Origin of the sequence: Paenibacillus sp. FSL F4-0125 (assembly GCF_038008565.1) — a bacterium.
Lineage (GTDB): Bacteria > Bacillota > Bacilli > Paenibacillales > Paenibacillaceae > Paenibacillus_AQ.
Genome location: NZ_JBBOZJ010000001.1, coordinates 480,790 through 501,026 on the forward strand (window position 1 = coordinate 480,790; position 20,237 = coordinate 501,026).

Genomic DNA, 20,237 nt, shown 5'->3' on the forward strand with positions numbered 1-20,237 from the left:
TTTTTCCCAAGCAAGCGACCGACGGACGATATCTGCCCCTTTTAATAGCGAGGGGCTTGGCGTGAGGCGGACACACCCTCCATCAGCAGTACGAGCGCAGTGACGCCGTGCATAATCCAGCCTAAGATAGGGATGAACGCTAAAATCGAGGTGATAATGCCTAGCACGTTTCCGACAATGGGTTTCTGCTCTCTTTGCAGTATAACGATGGCTACTGCGTGGAGCAAAAAAGCAATGGCCAGTGGAACCCAACCATTAGCGATGATAAAGAGTCCACCGATCAACGGCAGAGCCAGAAAGGCTTCATACAGGCACGTACCCCATTTAAACAGCTTTGCTACAGGAGACATTATGCTTCACCAACCTTTTTAGAATATTGTTATAGATACTATTCCACACAGTTAGTAATAGGATTCAAGAATTTGATCGTCCCAAGTCCTGTGAATAGCGCAGTGAATTTTGGTAATGGACGTCATTTTCATATTCATATATAGTGAGAGTTAGATATTTCCAAAAGGATGGTCAGGAGATGTAATCACCCGATGAGGATACAAACTTTCCTGATAGGTGATTTTCAATTTATAAAGGAATCACCAAGGGGAGATCAAATTGCTTAGAAAGTCTTTTTTCACAAAACTACTTATTGCCTACCTTATTATTGTATTCGCTTACACGATGATTGCGGTCTGCCTGTCTTTTTTTAAGGACAGTCAAAGAGTGCGTTCAGAACTTAGTCAGAATCAGCAGAATTTTCTGATGCAATCGCGTGACAAAATTGATACGAAGCTCGGTGTTTCTTTCAATTTAATTGCGCAGTTGAGATTAGATGAGCATGTCGTTAAATTCGCTGAAAAAGAACGCAATTACTATGAGATCACACAAACCTCATATGCACTGCAAAATCATATAGATGCATTCTCTGAATTCGGCTACAGCATCGATTTAATGAAGACTAACGACGATTTGGTCATTACGCCGCAAATCTCGTCGGATAGAAGACGTTATATGGAAGATATGGGGATGACTAATCAGGATTTGGCACAATTAGGCACAGACAGCACGAGCCCAAATATAACGCTATCGAGTAGCCGAAATACTTCGGCGGGAGATGAAAGCGCGTCCATAATAATTGTTAATCCAGAAAGGGTAGGAATAGGGAATTCATTGTTTTTCGTTGTCTCATTCTTTGAGCAATTACTGCTGCCGCCCCTATCATCTGATACGCAAGAAGCTTTTGCCATTATCGAGAATGGTCGATACGTTACGCTCAAATCAAGCTTTGACGATAAACGGGGCAAGGAATTGCTTACTTATCCACTGGCACAACTAGATGGGCAGGCAACCGCTGATTACACGAAGCTGTCCAATGAGAAATTCGATTTCCATTTGATCCGCTCGAAAACGATGCCACAATGGTCGTATATGTATGTTACACAGAATTACTCATTGGCAGACTCCTTTACACCAAACTTGAAAGGGGCTGCACTACTATTAGTTATTCTCATCATTGTTGGACTTGCATTCGCATATACAGTTTCCAGGCGCATGTACCGGCCAGTAGGTCATCTCGTCGGCTTGTTCAAAAGCTACGGTGAGCCTGCGGGTACAGACGAATTCGCTTTTCTTAATGAGACAGCGACGAGTATAAGTAAAGCTAATGAACAGATGAAGTCCGCGCTAAATGAGCACAGGCTTTCAATGAGAGACAAGTTTCTGCGGGATTTGCTGCATGGATTAATTTCCCCTGACAAGGTGGATGACCTGCTAAATACACATCAACTACAAAGTCTTTCTGCCAACTTGAGCGTTTGCGTGATTTCCTTCTCGAACAGTAAGGAATTGGAGGAGCAATATTCGAAAGAAGCGATTCTTACGATAAAATCAAAGACTTCCTTGATCATTTATGAGCAGTTGAAGGTTCATTTCCCTTGCGAGCTGCTTGATCACGATTTCACTAAATTTGTCTTCATAATCAGGGACTCCGATACGGAATCGATTCAGAAGAAGCTCATGAAAGCCATGGCTCAAGTCGAGGATGCACATGCGTATGGATTGACTGCAGCTGTCGGCCAGCCCGTAGCCTCTGCTGGTGAAATCGACCGCTCCTTTATCCAGGCGCTTGATATCCTGAAGCGGAGGTCGGCAGTGGATAAGACCTCCGTCATCACTTATAAACAACTCAGCCAAGTTCAGATGGTTAGCTATTATTATCCTATCGATACGGAACGCGAGCTGATTAGCTATGTGATTCGCGGCAAACGGGAAAATGCATTAAATACGCTAAACCGGCTTCTATCGGAAAATCTGGAGCAAAGGCAGTTAACGCGGCAGCAGCTCGACCAGTTCAGCTTGCTTGTGTTGGCTACACTGAGTCGAATTATTCAGCAGTTGAATATGTCTTTCGAAGAATTTGTTCAAGCCCACCAGGAATCTCTGGACATTGTGCAGCACGGCGAATCGAAGGAGCTGATGGTTTCGGCCATTACGACCTTATTTAGCGCTATGCTTGATACGATTGATCAGCAGAATGAAATGATGGATAACAGCACGGTAAAGCGGATGATCGAATATATTCACGACAACTACAACAGGGATTTATCACTTAGCATGATAGCGGAGGAGTTTAACTTCTCTCCCGGGTATGTCAGCATCGCATTCAAAAATCATTCCGGCGAAAATTTTAAAGATTACTTGAATTTTTATCGTGTGCAGCAAGCCAAAGAAATTATGCGTCAACAGAAAGACATTAAGATTGGTGATTTGGCGTTGATGGTCGGCTGCAACAATGCGAACACGTTTATTCGCATGTTCCGCAAGTATGAAGGATTAGCTCCTGGCCAATACGCAAAGAAACTTAACGAGAAGCAATAAGATTTCAAGGATTTATATAATGAATATTGATGATTCAACAATAGCCGCCTAGCCAAAGTGCCAGGCGGCTATTGTATGTTCGACGGACGTTTCTTTATAACGAGAAATTGTTGATACATAAAAAAATGCACATTATAGGCCATGACATAAAGAGTTGGTGGTAGATGAAATAATGGCGATAGACAGCGCTTACATTCATTCCTATAGTTTTAATTGCAACGCTGACCTTTCATATGGGAGCGCTCCTGAGGGGATCAGCTAAACATCGTTGCGAGAGGAGAAGAGGGTGCTGCTTAACTTTAAAGAAATAAAAGCCAACTTTATCAGAGACCGTTATCTTTATTTGCTCCTGATACCGTTTCTGGCTTGGTATATCATCTTTGCGTATAAGCCGATGTACGGTCTACAAATCGCCTTCAAGGATTTCAGTGTATATAAAGGAATTGAAGCTAGTCCCTGGGTTGGGTTTGAACACTTCGAAACCTTTTTTAAAAGTCCATATTTCTGGCGGCTATTAAAAAACACAGTATTGCTTAGTTTGTATCAATTGCTGTTCGCGTTTCCTGCGCCGATTATCCTCGCTTTGTTATTTAACGAATTGAAGAATGGAGTATTCAAAGCAACGGTGCAGACCTTCACGTATTTGCCCCATTTTATTTCGGTCGTTGTCGTAGCTGGGATTGTTACTAACTTTTTGGCGCCTAGCAACGGCATTGTCAATATCCTGATCGAAATGATGGGAGGAGAAAAGCAATACTTTCTGACCAATCCCGATTATTTCCGTACGATTTTTATCGGGTCCATGGATATTTGGAAGGAAGCGGGCTTCGGTACCATCATCTATATAGCGGCTTTGTCGGGCGTCAATCCGGCCTTATATGAAGCGGCGGTTATCGATGGGGCTAATAAATGGAAGCAAATGTGGCATATCACGCTTCCCGCCATCATTCCGACGATCGCAATCATGCTTGTCATGAAGGTGGGTTCCATGCTGGAAGTCGGCTATGAGGCGATTATTCTTCTGTATCAGCCAGCCACCTATGAGACGGCCGACGTTATTAACACCTACGTGTACCGGTCTGGTCTGCAGGATGCACGTTACGACCTGGCGACAGCGGTGGAACTGTTTAATGCCGTGGTTGGATTTATTCTCGTCGTATTTGCTAACAAGATGAGTAAGAAGTTAACGGAGACTGGATTATGGTAGGTGATGGAAGATGAAAAAAACCAGAGGCGAAAAGCTGTTTTATATTTTTAATTGTGTATTTCTTGGAATGATCGCTTTGCTTGCATTGTACCCGTTTGTCTATGTCTTATCCGCATCCATCAGCTCTTCCCAAGCGGTCGTTACAGGTAAGGTGATCTTGCTGCCGCGAGATATTAACTTTGACTCCTATGCAAAGGTATTATCGGAAAAGGGAATTTGGATTGCCTATTTAAATACGTTCTATTACACCATATTCGGCGTAATCGTCAATTTAATTCTCACCATTTGCGGTGCCTATGCCCTGTCAAAGAAACGGGTTATGGGACGTACGGCCATCAGCTTCTTTATTGCGCTGACGATGTGGTTTCAACCGGGCATGATTCCGATGTATCTCAATTTCCGAGATTTGAACATGCTTGACAGCAGGTTTACGATCGTTATCGGCTTTGCCATTACGACCTTCTATGTCTTCCTTATGAGAACGTTCTTCCAGAGCATTCCGGAGGAACTCGAGGAAGCGGCAAAGGTTGACGGAGCAAATGATTTAACGATCTTATGGAAGGTGTATCTGCCGCTGTCCAAAGCTTCTCTTGTGACGATAGGTTTGTTCTATGCGGTGCACCGTTGGAACGGCTACTTCTGGACGATGATTCTTCTGAGCGATGAGAGTAAGATACCGCTACAAGTTCTGTTAAAGAAGCTGATCGTGGAAATGAACGTGAGCGACGAAATGGGGAATATGGCGGTTTATTCTAAGGAAACGATCATTTATGCGACGATCATCGTCTCTATTATTCCGATTGTTGCAGCCTATCCCTTCATTCAGAAATATTTCGTTAAAGGGACCATGATCGGCTCGGTCAAAGGTTAGTGGCTGTCTCAATCTTTTTACTATGAAATCAAGAAACCAATAAATGGAGGTCGTGAATGTGGGTAACAAAACATGGATGAAATCATCGGCTGTAATCATGGTGACTGTCGGTATGCTACTGGCAGGCTGTAGTAATAATAACGTTCCACAAAATAGCGCAAGTTCAGCAAATGATTCAAAGGAGTCGGATACAAAACCGCTATCCGGGCACCTGATCGTTAAAGATCCGCTTGAACTGACGATCCACATGCATTACTCAGATAAGTTTATATTCGACGATAACTGGCCCGTCTTCAAGGAAGCGGAAGCCATGACCAATATTAAGCTGAAGGGAAGCGCATCTAAAGCCTCGACGAATAGTAAAGAACTATTCAACACAATGATGGCTTCCGGAAAAATTCCGGATCTGGTTCATCATCAAATTAAGGAGCAGTATGACAGTCTGGGGATTGAAGGGGCCTTTCTTGAGCTTGATGAATTGATCGAAAAGCATGCCCCGAACATTAAAAAGTTCTTTTCCGAACATCCAGATGCAGCCAAATATATGAAAGCCTATAACGGAAAAACGTATTTCCTTAACTTTACTCCGGATGGGCCGGCTGCTAAAGGCTGGTTTGTACGCCAGGATTGGTTGGATAAATTGGGACTTGAGCAACCGAAAACGGTAGATGAGCTGTACGCGCTATTGAAAGCATTCAAAGAAAAAGATCCGAACGGTAACGGAGTAAACGATGAAATTCCATACTTCAGCCGGACAAAGCTGGATGGGATTTATGATCTGCTGATCCAGTGGGGCGTGCGGGGCGGGGCCGATGCGGCCAAACGCGGATTTTACGCGGACAACGGTGTCGTGAAGTACGGCATGTATGAGCCAGGATATAAGACGGCCATTGAAAATATTGCGAAGTGGTATAAGGAAGGCTTAATCGATAAAGAAATCTTCACCCGCGGAGCGAAAGCGCGTGACATTTTGCTCGCAGACAATGTCGGTGGCATGACGCATGACTGGTTCGCCAGCACGGCTAATTTTAATGACATTCTTGCAGCTAAGATTCCGGGCTTCTCCTTTGTTCCGATGACGCCTCCAGCGAATACCGAGGGCAAAGTCGTCGAAGAGAGCTCCCGAAAAGAGACGCATGCGAGCGGATGGGGAATCTCAGCGGCAACCAAACATCCCGTCGAAGCGATCAAATATATGGATTTCTGGTTCTCTGAAGAGGGCCGGAGACTAATGAACTTTGGCATCGAAGGAAAGGATTACGACCTCGTGGACGGCAAGCCGAAGTTTAAAGATTCTGTATTGAAAAATAAAGAAAAGACAGTGATCCAACAACTTCAGGAAGAGGGAGCACAGATCGAGCTGGCCTTTCATCAAGACTATGCTTACGAAGAACAATGGACCAACGCGACTGCATTGAAAGGCATCAAGGAATACATTGACAATGGCTATATTATGGAGGCTTACCCGCCGATTGCGTATACGGATGAGGAACGGACTAAATTTGAGGAGTTAAATGCTGGCGTACTGACTTATGTGGAGGAAAAGCTTCAGAGATGGGTGCTTGGCGTGGAACCGATCAACGATGAGACATTCAGTAAGTATATTAAGGAATTGGAAGACTTAGGCATCAAGGATTTGCTTGCTTTAGAGCAAGGTGCATACGACCGTTACATGAAATAGCTGGAGTCGCTCCTTCCGGAGTCTTAATGATTTCGGAGGGGGCATTTCGAATTCGAAATAACATAATGGAGATGAATAAATGAATCTGCAATCATGGCTGAAAGAGCCGATGTCTACGACGGAGCTGTTAGCTAACTTGCGATCACGGCTTGAGCCGATGGACGAGAAAGCCGCCTATATCGCAGCACATATGCCTGATCATGTGCGCGAGACGATCACGAATGCCGAATTCGCCTATCAAGGAATGATCATGCTTCCCGGTACGGGGGGAGTCAGGGAATTTGTCGGGAATCCGCCCAGCTGGCTGGAACGCAGACATAATGACAATGAATATTTATGGCAGCTGAATCGCATGAATCATTGGCAGGACTTACTGGAAGCTTACTCGCTTACCAAGGACGCGAAGTATGGACTCAAGGTCATCGACGAAATGCTGGACTGGATCGAAACGGTTACTATTCCTGTGGACTTGCTCGATAAGCCGATCGGCTATTTTACGGAATGCCATCCGCTGAGGGTTTTGGAGATTGGTATCCGGGCCTATAAAATTTGGCCGCTGGTCCTGGAGCATCTAGGCCGCTCGGAGCTGTTTACGGAGGCAGTATTGGAGTGTTATTTAACAGTCATTTACAAGCAAGTAAAGGCCTTGCGAAATGTATCGCATCAGCTGTGGCCTAAAGCGGATCATAACCATTATTTAATGGAATGTTTGGGCCTTCTGACGACTGCCCTTTACTTTCCCGAGCTGAAAGAAGCTGAGGAATGGAAGACTTTTGCGATCGATGGCATCGAAAAGTGCAGCATCGCGCAATTGACAGAGGACGGCGGTCAAATCGAGGGCTGCCCATCGTATCATAATGGCTGCATGTTCTGGTTCGGGCTGGCTGTGGTTCTAGCTAACCGTTTCGAATTTCAGTTCTCTCCAGCGTACATGGAGCGGTTTAGAAAAAACCTGGATTACTCCATCTACTCACTAAGACCAACTGGTAAATGCGTACCCGTCGGCGATTCTTATGCGAACCCGCTTGCTGTAATGTCCGGTGTCTATGGATATTTTGCGTTGGATGATGTTTCTTGGCTGGGGCTTGCAACGAACTTGATCGATGTGACTGAGGTAGTACGGGAAGCAAGCAAGCATGTATGGAGGGCACTCGATGTCCGCCAATTCGTGGAAGAGCTGCATTCTCTGCAGGGCAGACAGTTTGTATTGGATAAGCCTAGGACGTTCTGGAATCGTACGTTAGATCAAGCGATTATCCGCAGCGGCTGGGATTCAAAGGCTCTTAGCTTTTTGTTTACATGTAAAAGCCCAATACAGAATGCCCACGCCCATATCGATCTGATGAGCTTTGATTTTACGGCGCTTGGAAAAGACATGATTTGTGATCCGGGATTTTTCTGTTATCGGGATGATGAAGACCGCAAGCAGTTTAAGAGCTCCAATTACCACTCTACACTGCTGATCGATGAGCGAAACCATTTTGAGTATATAAGTGCCTTTAAATTCGGTCCGCAAAAGCCTGGTGGAATCTACAATGTGGAGGATAGAGGCTTCTATCAGCTCGCCAGTGCCTGCCACACAAACTACGAGCCTCTTATCCATCACAGGCATATTTCACTAGTCGATAATGGGTGCGTGCTGATTGCGGATCGGGTAGAAGGGCTGAATGATCATAGCGTTCAGCGTTATTTCCATCTGGATTTTGTCGAGGTGAAGGAGAACCCGGGCGGCGTGATCGCGACAAGTGAAATTGCGAATCTGACGATAACGACAAGCCATACAGGGAAATTGGATCTCTTGGAGGGAAGATTGTCCGATGAGACGGATCTCTCAAGGCCTTCAATAAGGGTACGCTTTCAAGATAAGTACAGCGGTACTATTACTTTCTTAACGGTGCTAATTCCTTTCCAAGGGGCACAACAGCCTAATGTTCAGATCATTGAAACAGAGGAAGGTGTGTTTGAGTTCGAGTTTGGTGAGCGATATTTGGTTTCAATAAAAGAAAGAGATATGCATATAAGCAAACGGGTTTGAAAGGGGGAGACCCTTTGAAAGTTGAAAATAGGAGTGAACAGATTGTTGAACCTGCAGACTGACGATCAAATTTGGGTAGATAATGTCATTGCCAAACTAACGGACAAAATGGGGGTAGTGTGTGAAAGATCAAGAAACAAGATTCCATATACAACAGGAAACGGAACGCACGACAATCAGATTGAAAAGGATATCAACTGGTGGACGAATGGATTCTGGGGCGGTATGATGTGGCTCATGTACCATGAAACGGGCATTCAGAAGTACAAGGAAATCGCCAATTTCACGGAAGATGCGTTGGATGCCTGTTTCCACCAATTTTATGGTCTGCATCATGATGTCGGATTTATGTGGCTGCCTACGAGTGTGGTCAATTATAAAGTTACCGGAAATCGGGAATCCCGTAAAAGGGCAATGCATGCCGCCAACTTACTTGCCGGACGATTTAACCTAGCGGGCGATTTTATCCGCGCTTGGAACGATGATACGGCCAGCGAAGATACGAGAGGGTGGGCGATCGTGGATTGCATGATGAATCTCCCGCTTCTTTACTGGGCGAGCGAAGAGACCAAAGATCCGCGATATGCGCAAATTGCCATGAAGCATGCGGACACCGCTCTGGGTACCTTTATCAGACCGGACGGTTCCGTGAATCATATTGTGGAGTTCGATCCATTTCATGGAGGTGTGGTCCGAACTTATGGTGGCCAAGGTTACGAGGATGGTTCGTCCTGGACACGCGGGCAGACGTGGGCCTTGTACGGCTTTATGATCAGTTATATGCATACGGGGAAGCAGGAGTATTTGCAGGCAGCCAAACGGGTGGCGCATTATTTTATGGCCAATATTCCGGATAACGGCATTATTCCGATCGATTTCCGGCAACCGAAGGAGCCTGCTTACGAAGATTCCACGGCTGCTGCAATCGCAGCTTGCGGTCTGATCGAAATCGCCAAAGCTGTCGGGGAGTACGAAAAGGACGTTTATATGAACGCCGCGCTGAAGCTGCTGAGAACAGTGGATGCTTCTCGTTGCGACTGGACGACGGATTCCGATCAGCTGTTGATCAACGGCTCAGCAGCGTATCATCATCAAGATATTCATATTTCAATCATCTATGGCGATTATTATTTCATGGAAGCTGTGTTCAAGTTAAAGGGGAACGACTTGTTTTTGTGGTAGTGAAATGATATACCAGATGTGCTAATCAGATTAATGGGAGTAATTGCATAGTTTAATGAGAATCGTTGATTCCAAAAGCCGCCTTGCGTATGTGCTAGGCGGCTTTATAATTTTTGGACAGACATTCCGCTATTCCGAGAAACTGTTGTATGTTCAATATGGGAAGAGGGGTAAGCGTTACCCGAACTACGGTGAGCCTTGCCTGTGTACCATAGAGTCGTATATAGTTGGAACAGCAATGCTGAACGGTGCTAAGCTTAGTGTATGTTAAAGAGCTAGGAGGAGAACGGTATGGGGACGACAGGGAAGCTGGATATACGTCATGAATGTCCTTCAGTGGAACAGTATTTAGCGCTGAGAAAAGAAGCTGGACTAAGTGAAATGAGCGCGGAAGGGGCTGCGATAGGATTGCCTCGATCTATTTTCGCGGTTACCTTGTATGAGGAGAATACCTTGATCGGGATGGGCAGGGTGATTGGCGATGGGGGATGCTTTTTTCAGGTCACGGATATCGCGGTTAAGCCTTCACATCAAGGACGGGGTTTAGGCAAATTGATCATGGGGGAAATTAGGCAATTTCTTCATACTGTACCGGACAAGGCTTATGTAAGTCTGATTGCAGATGGGGAAGCCTCGAAATTGTATGCACAATATGGCTTTGAATCGGTCATGCCACGTTCTCAGGGAATGTTTTTGTGCCCTTAATGCGAGTACATGCTGTTCAGTAGAGAGTGCCCCTTGTGTTGGTTAAGGGGTTTTTCGTTTGGAAGTTAACTTATGGGAATCTGATTTTAAATAACCCTCATGGGATAAATAATGTTTAAAGGTTGTAAGGGAAAAGCTATTGAGACGAGTATTGAAAATACAAATAAGTAGGAAGGTCGTACGTTGACCTTATCTAAACAAAGTGAGGAAAAAACAGATGGATGTTGTAGTATTGAGTGCTTCAGGAACGATTGGAAAGGCGATTGTACAGGAGGCTTTAAAAAGAAAACATGAGGTAACCGCTGCGGTACGTAATCCAGAAACGTTCACTCTTGAACATGAACGTCTGCACATCACGACAGTAGATGTTCTAGATGCTGCTTCAGTTGCAGCTGCAGTCCGTGGACATGAAGAGGTCATTAGTGCTTACGGTCCAGCAGTCGGCCAAGAGAAGGATTTGATAACAGCAGCGAAGGCGATTGTAGGGGGAATGCAAGAAGCTGGGCTAAATCGATTGCTGGTTGTTGGTGGTGCGGGCAGTTTGAAGACAGAAACCGGAGAGCTGTTGATGGATACGGAAAAATTCCCTGCTGAGATTAGACCGTTGGCTGAGGCACATGCGGAAGCTTATGAAATCTATACAAACACAGAGCTGGACTATACGTATGCCAGTCCTGCCGCGATAGTTCAGTCAGGTCGACGTACAGGTCAATTTCGCATTGGACTCGACCGTCTCGTTTTTGATGAGAATGGCGAAAGCATGATTAGTGTGGAGGATTTTGCTGTAGCTATGGTAGACGAGCTGGAAGAGGGGAATTTTAGCCGGACGAGATTTACTGTAGCTTATTGATATCAAGCTAGTTGTGGATTGAAGTGTAGCGGAAAGGGGCCGAATCATGTATCTGGTAACTGCTGAGCAAATGCGGCAGCTGGACGGAGAAACGATCCAGCGGCTGGGGATTCCAGCGATTGCGCTGATGGAGAATGCGGGAAGAGTGATCGCAGAGGAGATTGTTGCACTGTGCCGGCGGAGAGGTGGAGCGAGCTGCAGAAATGCAGCCGATGGAGAAGACGCCGGGCGGACGGATGCCGCGCTTTTCGGCGCGGCATTTCAGGTCAGCGCAGATCATGCGCTGACCCTGGACCATGCCGCCGCCGAGCGATGGTTCATCCTCGTCGGCAAAGGCAACAACGGCGGCGATGGCCTCGCCGCCGCACGGTACCTTCGCGAGACGGGCATTGCCGTCACGCTCGTCTATGCGGTGCCGCCGGAGTCGCTCTCCGGCGAGGCCGCCCTGCAGCGCGATGCGGCTGCAGCCATGGGCCTGCCTGCCGTGGTATACGGCAGGGACCGGTTGGACCTTGCCGAGTGCAGCGGCATCTTGGATGCGCTGCTCGGCACCGGCGCCGCGGGAGCTCCGCGCGGCGCCTATGCGGAGCTGATTGCCGCAGCGAACAGCAGCGGCAAAGTGATTGTGTCCGCGGACATCCCGAGTGGTCTGAACGCGGACACGGGTGAGACGCATGAGCCTTGCATTCATGCGTCGGTGACGGTATGCCTCGCGTTTCTCAAGCGAGGCCTCCTGCAGTACCCCGGCGCAGGTGCTGCGGGGCATGTGAAGGTCCGGGCCATCGGCATTCCGACTTCTCTGGCCTCAGAAAGCGGTGTGCAGGTTCACCTGCTGACACCGGAAGTGCTGCATGCCCATCTAGGCGTAGATATAGCCCGCCGGCGTTCGCCTGAGGGCCATAAGGGCACTTATGGGCATGTCCTTCTTGCCGCCGGCACCTTAAGAATGAGCGGTGCCGGACTGCTCTCTGCCCGTGCTGCGCTCCGGGCAGGCTGTGGGTTGGTGACATGGGCGCTTCCTCAGAAGCTGATGCCTGCTATCATCGGTTCTGCCCCTGAACTCATGCTGGCCGATGTTGGAGGCAATGAAGATGGAACCTGGCAAGCAGGGAGCGTTTCAGAGCTGCTGAAGCTAAGTAAAGAGCGAGATGTTCTTGCCGTTGGTCCCGGTCTTGGTCGTTTTGAGGCCGATACAGAATGGCTTCGCAATCTCTGGGAAGGAACGGATTGTCCTCTGGTGATCGATGCCGATGCCTTGAACATATTAGCTGAAGCTGATTACAAGAGCTGGGCAAGTAGACGCCATCCCGTGATTCTGACGCCTCATCCAGGTGAGATGGCTCGCCTTGCTAGTATAACAACAGCTGAGGTGCAACGGGACCGCATCAGACTGGCTACAGGTTATGCGAAAGAGCATGGGATTACACTCGTATTAAAAGGAGCACATACGGTTATAGCAACGCCAGAAGGGCAAGCTTATGTAAACACCACAGGCCATCCCGGCATGGGCACTGGTGGAGCCGGTGATGTGCTAACGGGCATCATTTCCAGCCTGCTGGCTCAGGGACTGAATGAGACACAGGCAGCAGCTTTTGGTGTATATTTACACGGATTAGCAGGGGAGAGAGCTGCCCGTCAGCGGAATAATCCAGCGGCTATCATTGCCGGTGATATCATAGAAGCACTCTGAGTGCAGCTTATAGTAGCAGTAAGCAGAGCAGCGGTAGAAATAGTGCAAATACAGGCAGTAACAGTGGGGAACGCTCCACACCCAGTTGCGTCACCCGTAGCAGCAACAGTCCCAAAACTCCTGCAAAACCCCATAGCAGTAGCTCTGCACCTTGTTCTGCTGCTAGCCATAGACCTGCACCGAAACCTGCGGCAACGTATACAACAAGGGAAATGATGTGGGATGTGGAGCGTAGAAGGCGCAGGAGAACATCGGCTACTAGTGCTGCTGGCAGTCCATAAGCGTAAATCGCATATGGGATTGAAAGAGGCCAACCCTCAGGTACGCCGTTATGTTGTGGAAACCCAAGCATAAGTAAGGAGATAAGGACGTACGCTAGCCCTGCGCAGGCTAATTTTGTTAAGGCATACATGCCACTTGTTAAACGGACAGAAGGAATATCATAATCGGGCATCTTATTCATAGGTATACATTCCTCTCATGGTGTGTTGTGTATCAGCTTGTACCCATGTCTTCACCGTTGACATGAATACACGTCGGCGGGGATTCATCTGATTTTCTAGACCTGGCTGGCGGCTTTGGTGCTGTGTGGGGAAAATGACGGGCTGGTCCTTACATCCTGTTCGTTCCCCATAATAGGGGTAGGTGGGATTCATTTTTCTAATACACTCCTCCTTGCCTTCTATCCTCCGTATATTTCTATGCTTGCGCCCAGAAAAGCGTGCGCTGTCTTAATACATATGCGTTTATAAACCCGAGTCGGAGGAGGCGCTTGTCCATAGTGAATGATTGGCGAAAAATCGATGATTTGAATCGTGGAACCGCGGTTCAGAAAGAGGTCTATGACCTTCTTACAGAGCTGGATATTATGAATTTACTAACGGACTATAATCCCTTGCTGGTTGGGACAATACCGCTTGGAATTCAAGTGGAGGGCAGCGATTTGGACATCATTTGCGAGGTTCATGATCCTGCGAAGTTTAAGGCGCTAGTTGCTCGATATTTTGGAGCTATGGAGGGTTTTGTTAGCGAGTCGAGGGTGGTTCAAGATATCCCTCGAACGAAAATTAACTTTATGGCAAAGGGCTGGCCTATAGAACTGTTTGGACAGCCGAGGCGAACAGAGCTCCAGAATGGTTATTTGCATATGATCGTTGAAGCTGAAATTCTAGCTCAAATGGATGATGCTTTTCGCAAACAAATCATTTTTTTAAAGACAAGTGGATGGAAGACAGAGCCTGCCATTGCGAAAGCTCTGGGATTAGTGGGAGATCCTTACGAAGCGCTACTGGAGCTGGAAAAGCTTCCTCGAAGTGCTCTTCATGCTTTATGTCGTTCTGTACAAGCGAGGGGACAAGTATGATTTATAGAGAAATGGTTGCGGATGATTATGAAGCTGCTTATCAGTTGTGGGAGCATACAGAGGGGATGGGACTTAGCGAAGCGGATTCAAAGCCGGAAATTCTGCGTTATCTGGCGCATAACCGAGGCTTTAGCCAGATTTGTGAGAATGAAGATGGTCAGATGGTAGGTACGGCATTATGCGGGCATGATGGGCGAAGAGGCTACATGTATCATGTTGCCGTTCATAATGACTGCCGGGGGATGGGTGTTGGTCGTAAGCTTGTGACTCGCTGTCTTGAGAATCTCCGTACAGCCGGTATTGCCAAGTGTCACCTGATGGTTATTGGAACCAACGAACAAGGAAGAGGGTTCTGGGAAGGGATGGGCTGGCAGTATAGAAGTGGAATTATGCTGTACTCCCAGGATATCTTGTGATACTCAGGACATGAAATAGAAATACTAGCCTATGAATAAGCAATGTTAGGCATTTGTATATCACAGCAAATGTCACGGTGAACTCCGACTGCTGGTGCAGTATACTATATAGGAGTACGATAATTGCCTATTCTTGCAGGCAGGAGGTCTTTTATGCGTTTTAAGGATGTATTTTCAATTATTGGTCCGGCAATGGTCGGTCCCTCAAGCTCACATACCGCTGGAGCGGCACGGATCGGGAGGGCTGCAAGGCAGGTGTTAGGAGAAGTGCCGCGTGTAGCCGAGGTAACGTTTTTCGGTTCTTTTGCAGCAACTTATCAGGGACATGGTACAGATCGAGCGATTGTTGGAGGGTTACTTGATTTCACTACCGACGATCATCGGCTTCCAGATTCCCTAGAACTGGCGGTTGAAGCAGGGATGGAAGTTTCTTTTAAACAGGGAACAGGTCTGTTTCCACATCCCAACACAGTTAAGCTGAACCTTATCGGACAAGAAACAGGAAGCAAACTGACACTAACAGGGACATCTATTGGTGGCGGGAACATTGAGATTGTCGATATCGACGGTTTTGGGGTGAAGCTTACAGGGGTCTATCCAACGGTTCTGATTAATCATATGGATTATTTAGGTGTTCTGGCGAGTGTTACGGAAGTGATGCGTAACGGACAGTTTAATATAGGGCATATGTCTCTGGATCGAAAAAATCGCAGTGGGGCAGCCTTAACGGTCCTGGAGCTGGATGAAGCAGCTACACCGGAGCTTATTGAAGCGCTTAAAGCGCTTACTGCTGTGAAATCGGTGAAGTTGGTTAATCTAAACGAAGGTAAGCAAGAAGAGAAGGGGAAGGAAAGTTTAACATGAATTTTCAAACACTTAGTGAGCTGGCTGTATTGTGTGAGGAACGGGGTCTCACCATTGGAGCGCTAATGCTCGAAGAGCAAAGCGCGGAATCTGGACGTTCCAGTGAACATGAATTCTCCACGATGCGTGAATATTATGGCGTGATGAAAGAGGCTGTTCATCGCGGGATGCATGAAGATACAACTTCACGCAGCGGTCTTACAGGCATGGATGCCCAGCGTGTAGGCGCATATAATGCAGCTGATGAGCCGTGCCTAGGCGGACCCGCAGGTCAAGCTATGGCTTACGCGCTGGCTGTATCTGAAGTGAATGCCTCTATGGGGCGGATCATTGCAACCCCTACTGCTGGTTCATGCGGGATTATTCCGGGTGTATTTCTCAGCTGTCAGGAGCGGTTTGGCTGGGATGACGATTATATGGTATCCGGATTGTTCGCGGCCGGGGCTATCGGTTATGTCATTGCCAATAATTCGTTTGTATCGGGCGCGGAAGGTGGCTGTCAAGCTGAGGTTGGTTCTGCTATTGGGATGGCGGCAGGTGCTTTAACCGAGCTGCGCGGCGGAACGCCTGCACAAGCAGTGCATGCTGTCGGGCTAGCCCTTAAGAATACCTTAGGTCTGATTTGTGATCCGGTTGGTGGACTTGTAGAGATTCCTTGTATTGTTAGAAACGGATTCGGTGCAGTTACCGCGCTTGCCGCCGCAGATATGGCATTAGCGGGTGTTCGTAGTGTGATCCCATCTGATGAAGTCATCAAGGTCATGCTTGAGGTGGGCTCAGCAATGCCAGAGAAACATCGTGAAACTGCGGGAGGCGGTCTAGCACAGACACCTACCGGTCGTAAAATCATGCAGGATTTACGCAAAAAGAAGTAATCTATAAGCCTTGAATCACAATTCGTAGATTAGAGCATTTTGAAACGTTCCAGCTGATCCCATTGCCCTTCTTGCCGAAGGATTTCTGCCTGTCTAGGTCCAATGAGGTCAAAGTGGGGAAACGATGAACGATTATGGATATATTGGGCAGGCAATCCATTCTCCTCGCACCAATGTTTCAGTGTGGTAAGATTACTGCAGCCCACCTTGGTGACAGTAGTAATATCAGGAAAGCGCGGATCCAGCCAATAATGAGTCAAGAAGGCGATCTCTCCTGCGGAGACCGCTTTTTTCCACCGGGATAATTCTTCTCTATTGATGCCGAAGGCCATAACAGCTCCTCCTTATCTATTGTAGTTGATAACATTATAACCCATGAAAGGGGATTACATCATGAACGGACAAGTACGAGCGGACATTCGTCCGGGGCTTGAAGTGGATATTGTGCTTAAGCAGGATCAGCCTACAGGCAAGCTGACACACGGTACGGTAAAAGATATTCTCACGAACTCGCCTCGGCATCCGCATGGCATTAAGGTCAGATTAACAAACGGACAGGTAGGACGAGTTAAGAATATTACAGGGAACTAAACAACCTATACTTCTCCATATTAATAAGCGGCCCTAATCTCAAGGCATCTGTTCACGGGAACAGAACAGCCTTCAGAGATTAGGGCTTTTTGATTTAAGAGGTTATATTCGGCCCATAAAATCCTCAACAGATTTATCGGCTTTGGTCTGATTACACAACGTGCAAGCACAGACGCAATTATCTGGGGTTGTATGGCCGCCTTTAGCGCGAGGTAGTAAATGATCAATAGTATCGCCATAAGCGCCGCAGAAGTAACAGGTATAATTATCTCTAGCTAGGATATAAGCGCGAAAATCCTTATTGCTATACAACCGCCTTATGGTTCGACGATTTACAACGATAGCGGCATGTTCCCTGACTAGCGTAACCGCAAGGGCTAGATCGATTTCCTGATGCCAGCGCCGTCCCTTATCGCTATGGCCACGCATTAAGATCATCCCTTTAGCAGTGGGAATCAATTGGGTCGGATCTTCAGGATTTATCTTCGCACCTTGAGAAGGTGTATGTTTTCTTCGCTGCTCCAAACCACGTACGCGGCGGTTCGGATTGAATTGTCCTGAAGAAGCAGCGGCGGAAGATGGTTTCCCCTCTTTGGGACGTTCCAATAGAGCCTGCTGATGGGTTTGGACCATATCAGGTTTTACCAGTAAGGGGTTTGCTGTGAGCTTTATATTTAGTGCTTCCCGTTGTTTACGACATTCACGGCAGGCACCACGGCGTGACTGCCCCTTGGAACGTTTGCCTGTACGTCTGCGAAACTCAGAGAGCGGCTTTTGTTTGTGGCAATAAGCACACTGTTTGGTAGATAGAAGGTCGGTATCATTCATAGGTATGTTAGGTGCAGCGCGTGTGTACGCATGTCCTGTCTCCTTGTTTTATAAGTTTCACACCATACTTTATGTCTTGAATTTCTCGCTTAAACACTTAGCGTCCTTATAAGGACGTCGGAGGCGTTCATGCTTAGGATTCGAGGGCTTCTATTTATGAGATCGGTCAGGTGCAATATATTAGCTTCTAAACTTAGTATAACTTAAAGTGCTGTTGTTCACATCGTACGTAAAAAAATCAAAAACTCAGCGAAGTTTGTGATATGCATCTCGGTGAAATACAGGGAAAACTTGTAAAATACAAAAAGGGCAGATTCGTTTTCTAGATAGGGTTGCTCTAATTCTTATTTGGAAATGGGGAAGTGAAATGGAATTAACGAAGGGAAGGCCGGGTACAGTAACATGGCTTTATATTCTTCTTATTTTTTTGGGGGTTGGAGCGTTAGGAGGGGGCGGTGTTCTTGTAATAGATCCAAGTGGGGATCTAATGAAAATGCCGACTTCTATGCTGGAAAGATCGCCATTCTCAGATTTTTTATTCCCGGGTATTCTGCTATTTATCATATTTGGTTTACTGCCCCTCCTCGTTGTTTATGGTCTGATCAAGAGACCTCAGTGGCACTTGGTGGAATTATTAAATCCTTTTAAGAAATTATATAGCTTCTGGGCTATGTCTCTGTATATCGGGTTTGGGCAAATTATTTGGATAACGGTGCAGACGTACATGCTGAATAGTGTTGCAATTATACATTTGATCTATATGAGTCTAGGGCTGTTGATTCAGGCGGTTACACTACTCCCCTCTGTACAAAGTTACTTTTCGCTGGACGGCGGTACGGAAAGACGTTAAAATTGCAGTGAACATAAGGCATTTCATTTGTCAGGGCAAGGAGCGAGCCGATTTGACAACGATATACGATATTGCTAAAAGAACCGGTTACTCTCCAACAACGGTTTCTAAGGCGTTTAATAATTATTCCGATGTACGGGAGAAAACTCGTCAGGAAATATTCCGGGTTGCCCAAGAAATGGGATATTTGCCAAATTCACATGCCCGTACATTGACCACTAAGAAATCGTGGACCATCGGCGTGCTATTCGTAGAGAATACGGGATTTGGTATTCGCCATCCCTTTTTCAGCGCTGTGATCGAGAGTTTTAAGAAGGTTGCCGTGGAAAAGGGTTATGCCCTCATGTTTATCTCCAAAGATGTCGGCGGTAAGCAAAGTGGTTATTTAGAGAATTGCAGGATTCGTGGCGTAGACGGCGTTGTTGTCTTCTTGTCCGATTATGAGGATCCGTATTTCCGTGAACTGCTTGAGAGTGATATTCCTACGGTTATCGTCGATTTTGATACCTCTGAGACACATACGGTATGCTCAGACAATACAGTCGGGGCACAGCTGGCGGTGGAGTATCTAGCTTCATTGGGGCATCGCAAGATTGCTCATATCTCTGGAGGCATGAACACATTTCCAGGAAAAATGCGGGAGCTGGGATATATGTCCGCTATGAAGCAGCGAGGGTTTAAAGTACCCAAGACCTATGTTGTAAACGGAGCCTTTTATTCTCGAGAAAGCGGCTATAACGCGATGTTGGAGCTTCTTAAGCTTCCTGAACGTCCAACCGCGGTCTTTGCTTCAGGCGACTTATTAGCCTTAGGAGCTATTATGGCTGCTAAAGATAGTGGACTTTCCGTACCGATGGATATTTCAGTTATGGGTTATGATGACATCGATCTTGCCGAGTATGTCACTCCTGCACTGACAACGGTGCGTCAGGATACAGAACTTCTTGGGAGCCGTGCGGCTGACATTCTTTTAGCTTCAATTGAAGGCAAAGTGTTAGATAAGGAAGCAATTTTAGTTCCGGTGGAAGTGGTTGAACGGGAGTCTTGTTCACCTCCGATTAGCTGAATTTAGCTAGTATTAAAATCAGGATAAATCTTGACGAACTGAAAAGAGTCCTGCTAAAGTAAAGGACATCATAGCTTTTATTTTCCTAGTTAGTGGTATTTGATACATCTAATTTCGAGGGATGGAGCTATAATCGAATCATTGAAATAAAAATGCTCTTTCAATTGCTTTCGAAAGATCATTTTTTTTCGAAACAATCGAAACCGGTTTCGACTGTTTCGGTGGCTCATTGCTCCGAATCTATAACATCGGAAAATGATCCAGTAAAGGGCGTCGAAGACGTTTATGCTTG

20 protein-coding genes are annotated in these 20,237 nt (G+C 46.7%); 16 read left to right on the top strand and 4 right to left on the bottom strand.

Annotation, left to right across the window (positions count from 1 at the left end; translation table 11 throughout):
• Positions 1–41 precede the first annotated feature (41 nt).
• Positions 42–350 carry a hypothetical protein gene (locus NST74_RS02160; RefSeq protein WP_341110224.1) on the bottom strand — a complete coding sequence of 103 codons (309 nt, stop codon included), beginning with the start codon at positions 348–350 and terminating at the stop codon, positions 42–44.
• 259 nt (positions 351–609) lie between these two features.
• On the opposite strand from NST74_RS02160, the gene NST74_RS02165 reads away from it, so the two are divergent.
• The 9 genes from NST74_RS02165 (at position 610) to NST74_RS02205 (ending at position 13,092) form a co-directional block, all read left to right on the top strand.
• Positions 610–2,871 carry a helix-turn-helix domain-containing protein gene (locus NST74_RS02165; protein WP_341110225.1) on the top strand — a complete coding sequence of 754 codons (2,262 nt, stop codon included), beginning with the start codon at positions 610–612 and terminating at the stop codon, positions 2,869–2,871.
• 286 nt (positions 2,872–3,157) lie between these two features.
• A complete protein-coding gene (locus NST74_RS02170; protein ID WP_341110226.1) occupies positions 3,158–4,078 on the top strand; it encodes an ABC transporter permease in 921 nt (306 codons plus the stop codon).
• A gap of 10 nt (positions 4,079–4,088) precedes the next feature.
• Positions 4,089–4,949 carry a carbohydrate ABC transporter permease gene (locus tag NST74_RS02175; protein WP_341110227.1) on the top strand — a complete coding sequence of 287 codons (861 nt, stop codon included), beginning with the start codon at positions 4,089–4,091 and terminating at the stop codon, positions 4,947–4,949.
• 58 nt (positions 4,950–5,007) lie between these two features.
• On the top strand, positions 5,008–6,630 hold the full coding sequence (locus NST74_RS02180; protein ID WP_341110228.1) for an extracellular solute-binding protein: 1,623 nt from the start codon (positions 5,008–5,010) through the stop codon (positions 6,628–6,630).
• A 79-nt stretch (positions 6,631–6,709) separates the two neighbouring features.
• Complete coding sequence (locus tag NST74_RS02185) at positions 6,710–8,665, top strand: heparinase II/III family protein (protein WP_341110229.1); 1,956 nt, start codon at positions 6,710–6,712, stop codon at positions 8,663–8,665.
• A 108-nt stretch (positions 8,666–8,773) separates the two neighbouring features.
• Positions 8,774–9,847 carry a glycoside hydrolase family 88 protein gene (locus tag NST74_RS02190; RefSeq protein ID WP_341115809.1) on the top strand — a complete coding sequence of 358 codons (1,074 nt, stop codon included), beginning with the start codon at positions 8,774–8,776 and terminating at the stop codon, positions 9,845–9,847.
• Positions 9,848–10,138: 291 nt separating this feature from the next.
• Complete coding sequence (locus NST74_RS02195; RefSeq protein WP_341110231.1) at positions 10,139–10,552, top strand: GNAT family N-acetyltransferase; 414 nt, start codon at positions 10,139–10,141, stop codon at positions 10,550–10,552.
• 217 nt (positions 10,553–10,769) lie between these two features.
• Entirely contained in the window at positions 10,770–11,402 is a 633-nt protein-coding gene (locus NST74_RS02200) for an NAD(P)-dependent oxidoreductase (RefSeq protein ID WP_341115810.1), read from the top strand.
• 46 nt (positions 11,403–11,448) lie between these two features.
• Positions 11,449–13,092 (top strand): NAD(P)H-hydrate dehydratase, encoded by a 1,644-nt coding sequence (locus NST74_RS02205; RefSeq protein WP_341110232.1) that lies wholly within the window; start codon positions 11,449–11,451, stop codon positions 13,090–13,092.
• A 7-nt stretch (positions 13,093–13,099) separates the two neighbouring features.
• On the opposite strand, the gene NST74_RS02210 is transcribed toward NST74_RS02205, so the two are convergent.
• Complete coding sequence (locus NST74_RS02210; protein ID WP_341110233.1) at positions 13,100–13,555, bottom strand: hypothetical protein; 456 nt, start codon at positions 13,553–13,555, stop codon at positions 13,100–13,102.
• Between the two features lie 318 nt (positions 13,556–13,873).
• Here NST74_RS02210 and NST74_RS02215 point away from each other — a divergent pair, with 318 nt between their 5' ends.
• The 4 genes from NST74_RS02215 to sdaAA all read left to right on the top strand — a co-directional run bounded on the left by NST74_RS02215 (position 13,874) and on the right by sdaAA (position 16,610).
• Positions 13,874–14,455, top strand: a complete 582-nt coding sequence (locus NST74_RS02215; RefSeq protein WP_341110234.1) for a DUF4269 domain-containing protein — start codon at positions 13,874–13,876, stop codon at positions 14,453–14,455.
• Complete coding sequence (locus NST74_RS02220) at positions 14,452–14,871, top strand: GNAT family N-acetyltransferase (RefSeq protein WP_042123703.1); 420 nt, start codon at positions 14,452–14,454, stop codon at positions 14,869–14,871. Before NST74_RS02215 ends, NST74_RS02220 begins: the two co-directional genes overlap by 4 nt.
• A gap of 153 nt (positions 14,872–15,024) precedes the next feature.
• Positions 15,025–15,735: an L-serine ammonia-lyase, iron-sulfur-dependent subunit beta gene (sdaAB, locus tag NST74_RS02225; protein WP_339288957.1), complete on the top strand. Its 711-nt coding sequence runs from the start codon at positions 15,025–15,027 to the stop codon at positions 15,733–15,735.
• Positions 15,732–16,610: an L-serine ammonia-lyase, iron-sulfur-dependent, subunit alpha gene (gene sdaAA, locus NST74_RS02230; RefSeq protein WP_042123707.1), complete on the top strand. Its 879-nt coding sequence runs from the start codon at positions 15,732–15,734 to the stop codon at positions 16,608–16,610. Before sdaAB ends, sdaAA begins: the two co-directional genes overlap by 4 nt.
• Positions 16,611–16,639: 29 nt before the next feature.
• On the opposite strand, the gene NST74_RS02235 is transcribed toward sdaAA, so the two are convergent.
• Positions 16,640–16,942, bottom strand: a complete 303-nt coding sequence (locus NST74_RS02235; protein WP_341110235.1) for a hypothetical protein — start codon at positions 16,940–16,942, stop codon at positions 16,640–16,642.
• A 61-nt stretch (positions 16,943–17,003) separates the two neighbouring features.
• Here NST74_RS02235 and NST74_RS02240 point away from each other — a divergent pair, with 61 nt between their 5' ends.
• Complete coding sequence (locus NST74_RS02240) at positions 17,004–17,201, top strand: YwbE family protein (protein ID WP_341110236.1); 198 nt, start codon at positions 17,004–17,006, stop codon at positions 17,199–17,201.
• Positions 17,202–17,303: 102 nt separating this feature from the next.
• Here the strand turns inward: NST74_RS02240 and NST74_RS02245 are convergent, their stop codons facing one another.
• Positions 17,304–18,029, bottom strand: coding sequence for an HNH endonuclease (locus tag NST74_RS02245; protein ID WP_341110237.1), 726 nt, complete (start codon positions 18,027–18,029; stop codon positions 17,304–17,306).
• Between the two features lie 367 nt (positions 18,030–18,396).
• Here NST74_RS02245 and NST74_RS02250 point away from each other — a divergent pair, with 367 nt between their 5' ends.
• Positions 18,397–18,879 carry a hypothetical protein gene (locus NST74_RS02250; RefSeq protein WP_341110238.1) on the top strand — a complete coding sequence of 161 codons (483 nt, stop codon included), beginning with the start codon at positions 18,397–18,399 and terminating at the stop codon, positions 18,877–18,879.
• 52 nt (positions 18,880–18,931) lie between these two features.
• Complete coding sequence (locus NST74_RS02255; RefSeq protein ID WP_042123716.1) at positions 18,932–19,945, top strand: LacI family DNA-binding transcriptional regulator; 1,014 nt, start codon at positions 18,932–18,934, stop codon at positions 19,943–19,945.
• The last annotated feature ends 292 nt before the right edge of the window (positions 19,946–20,237 follow it).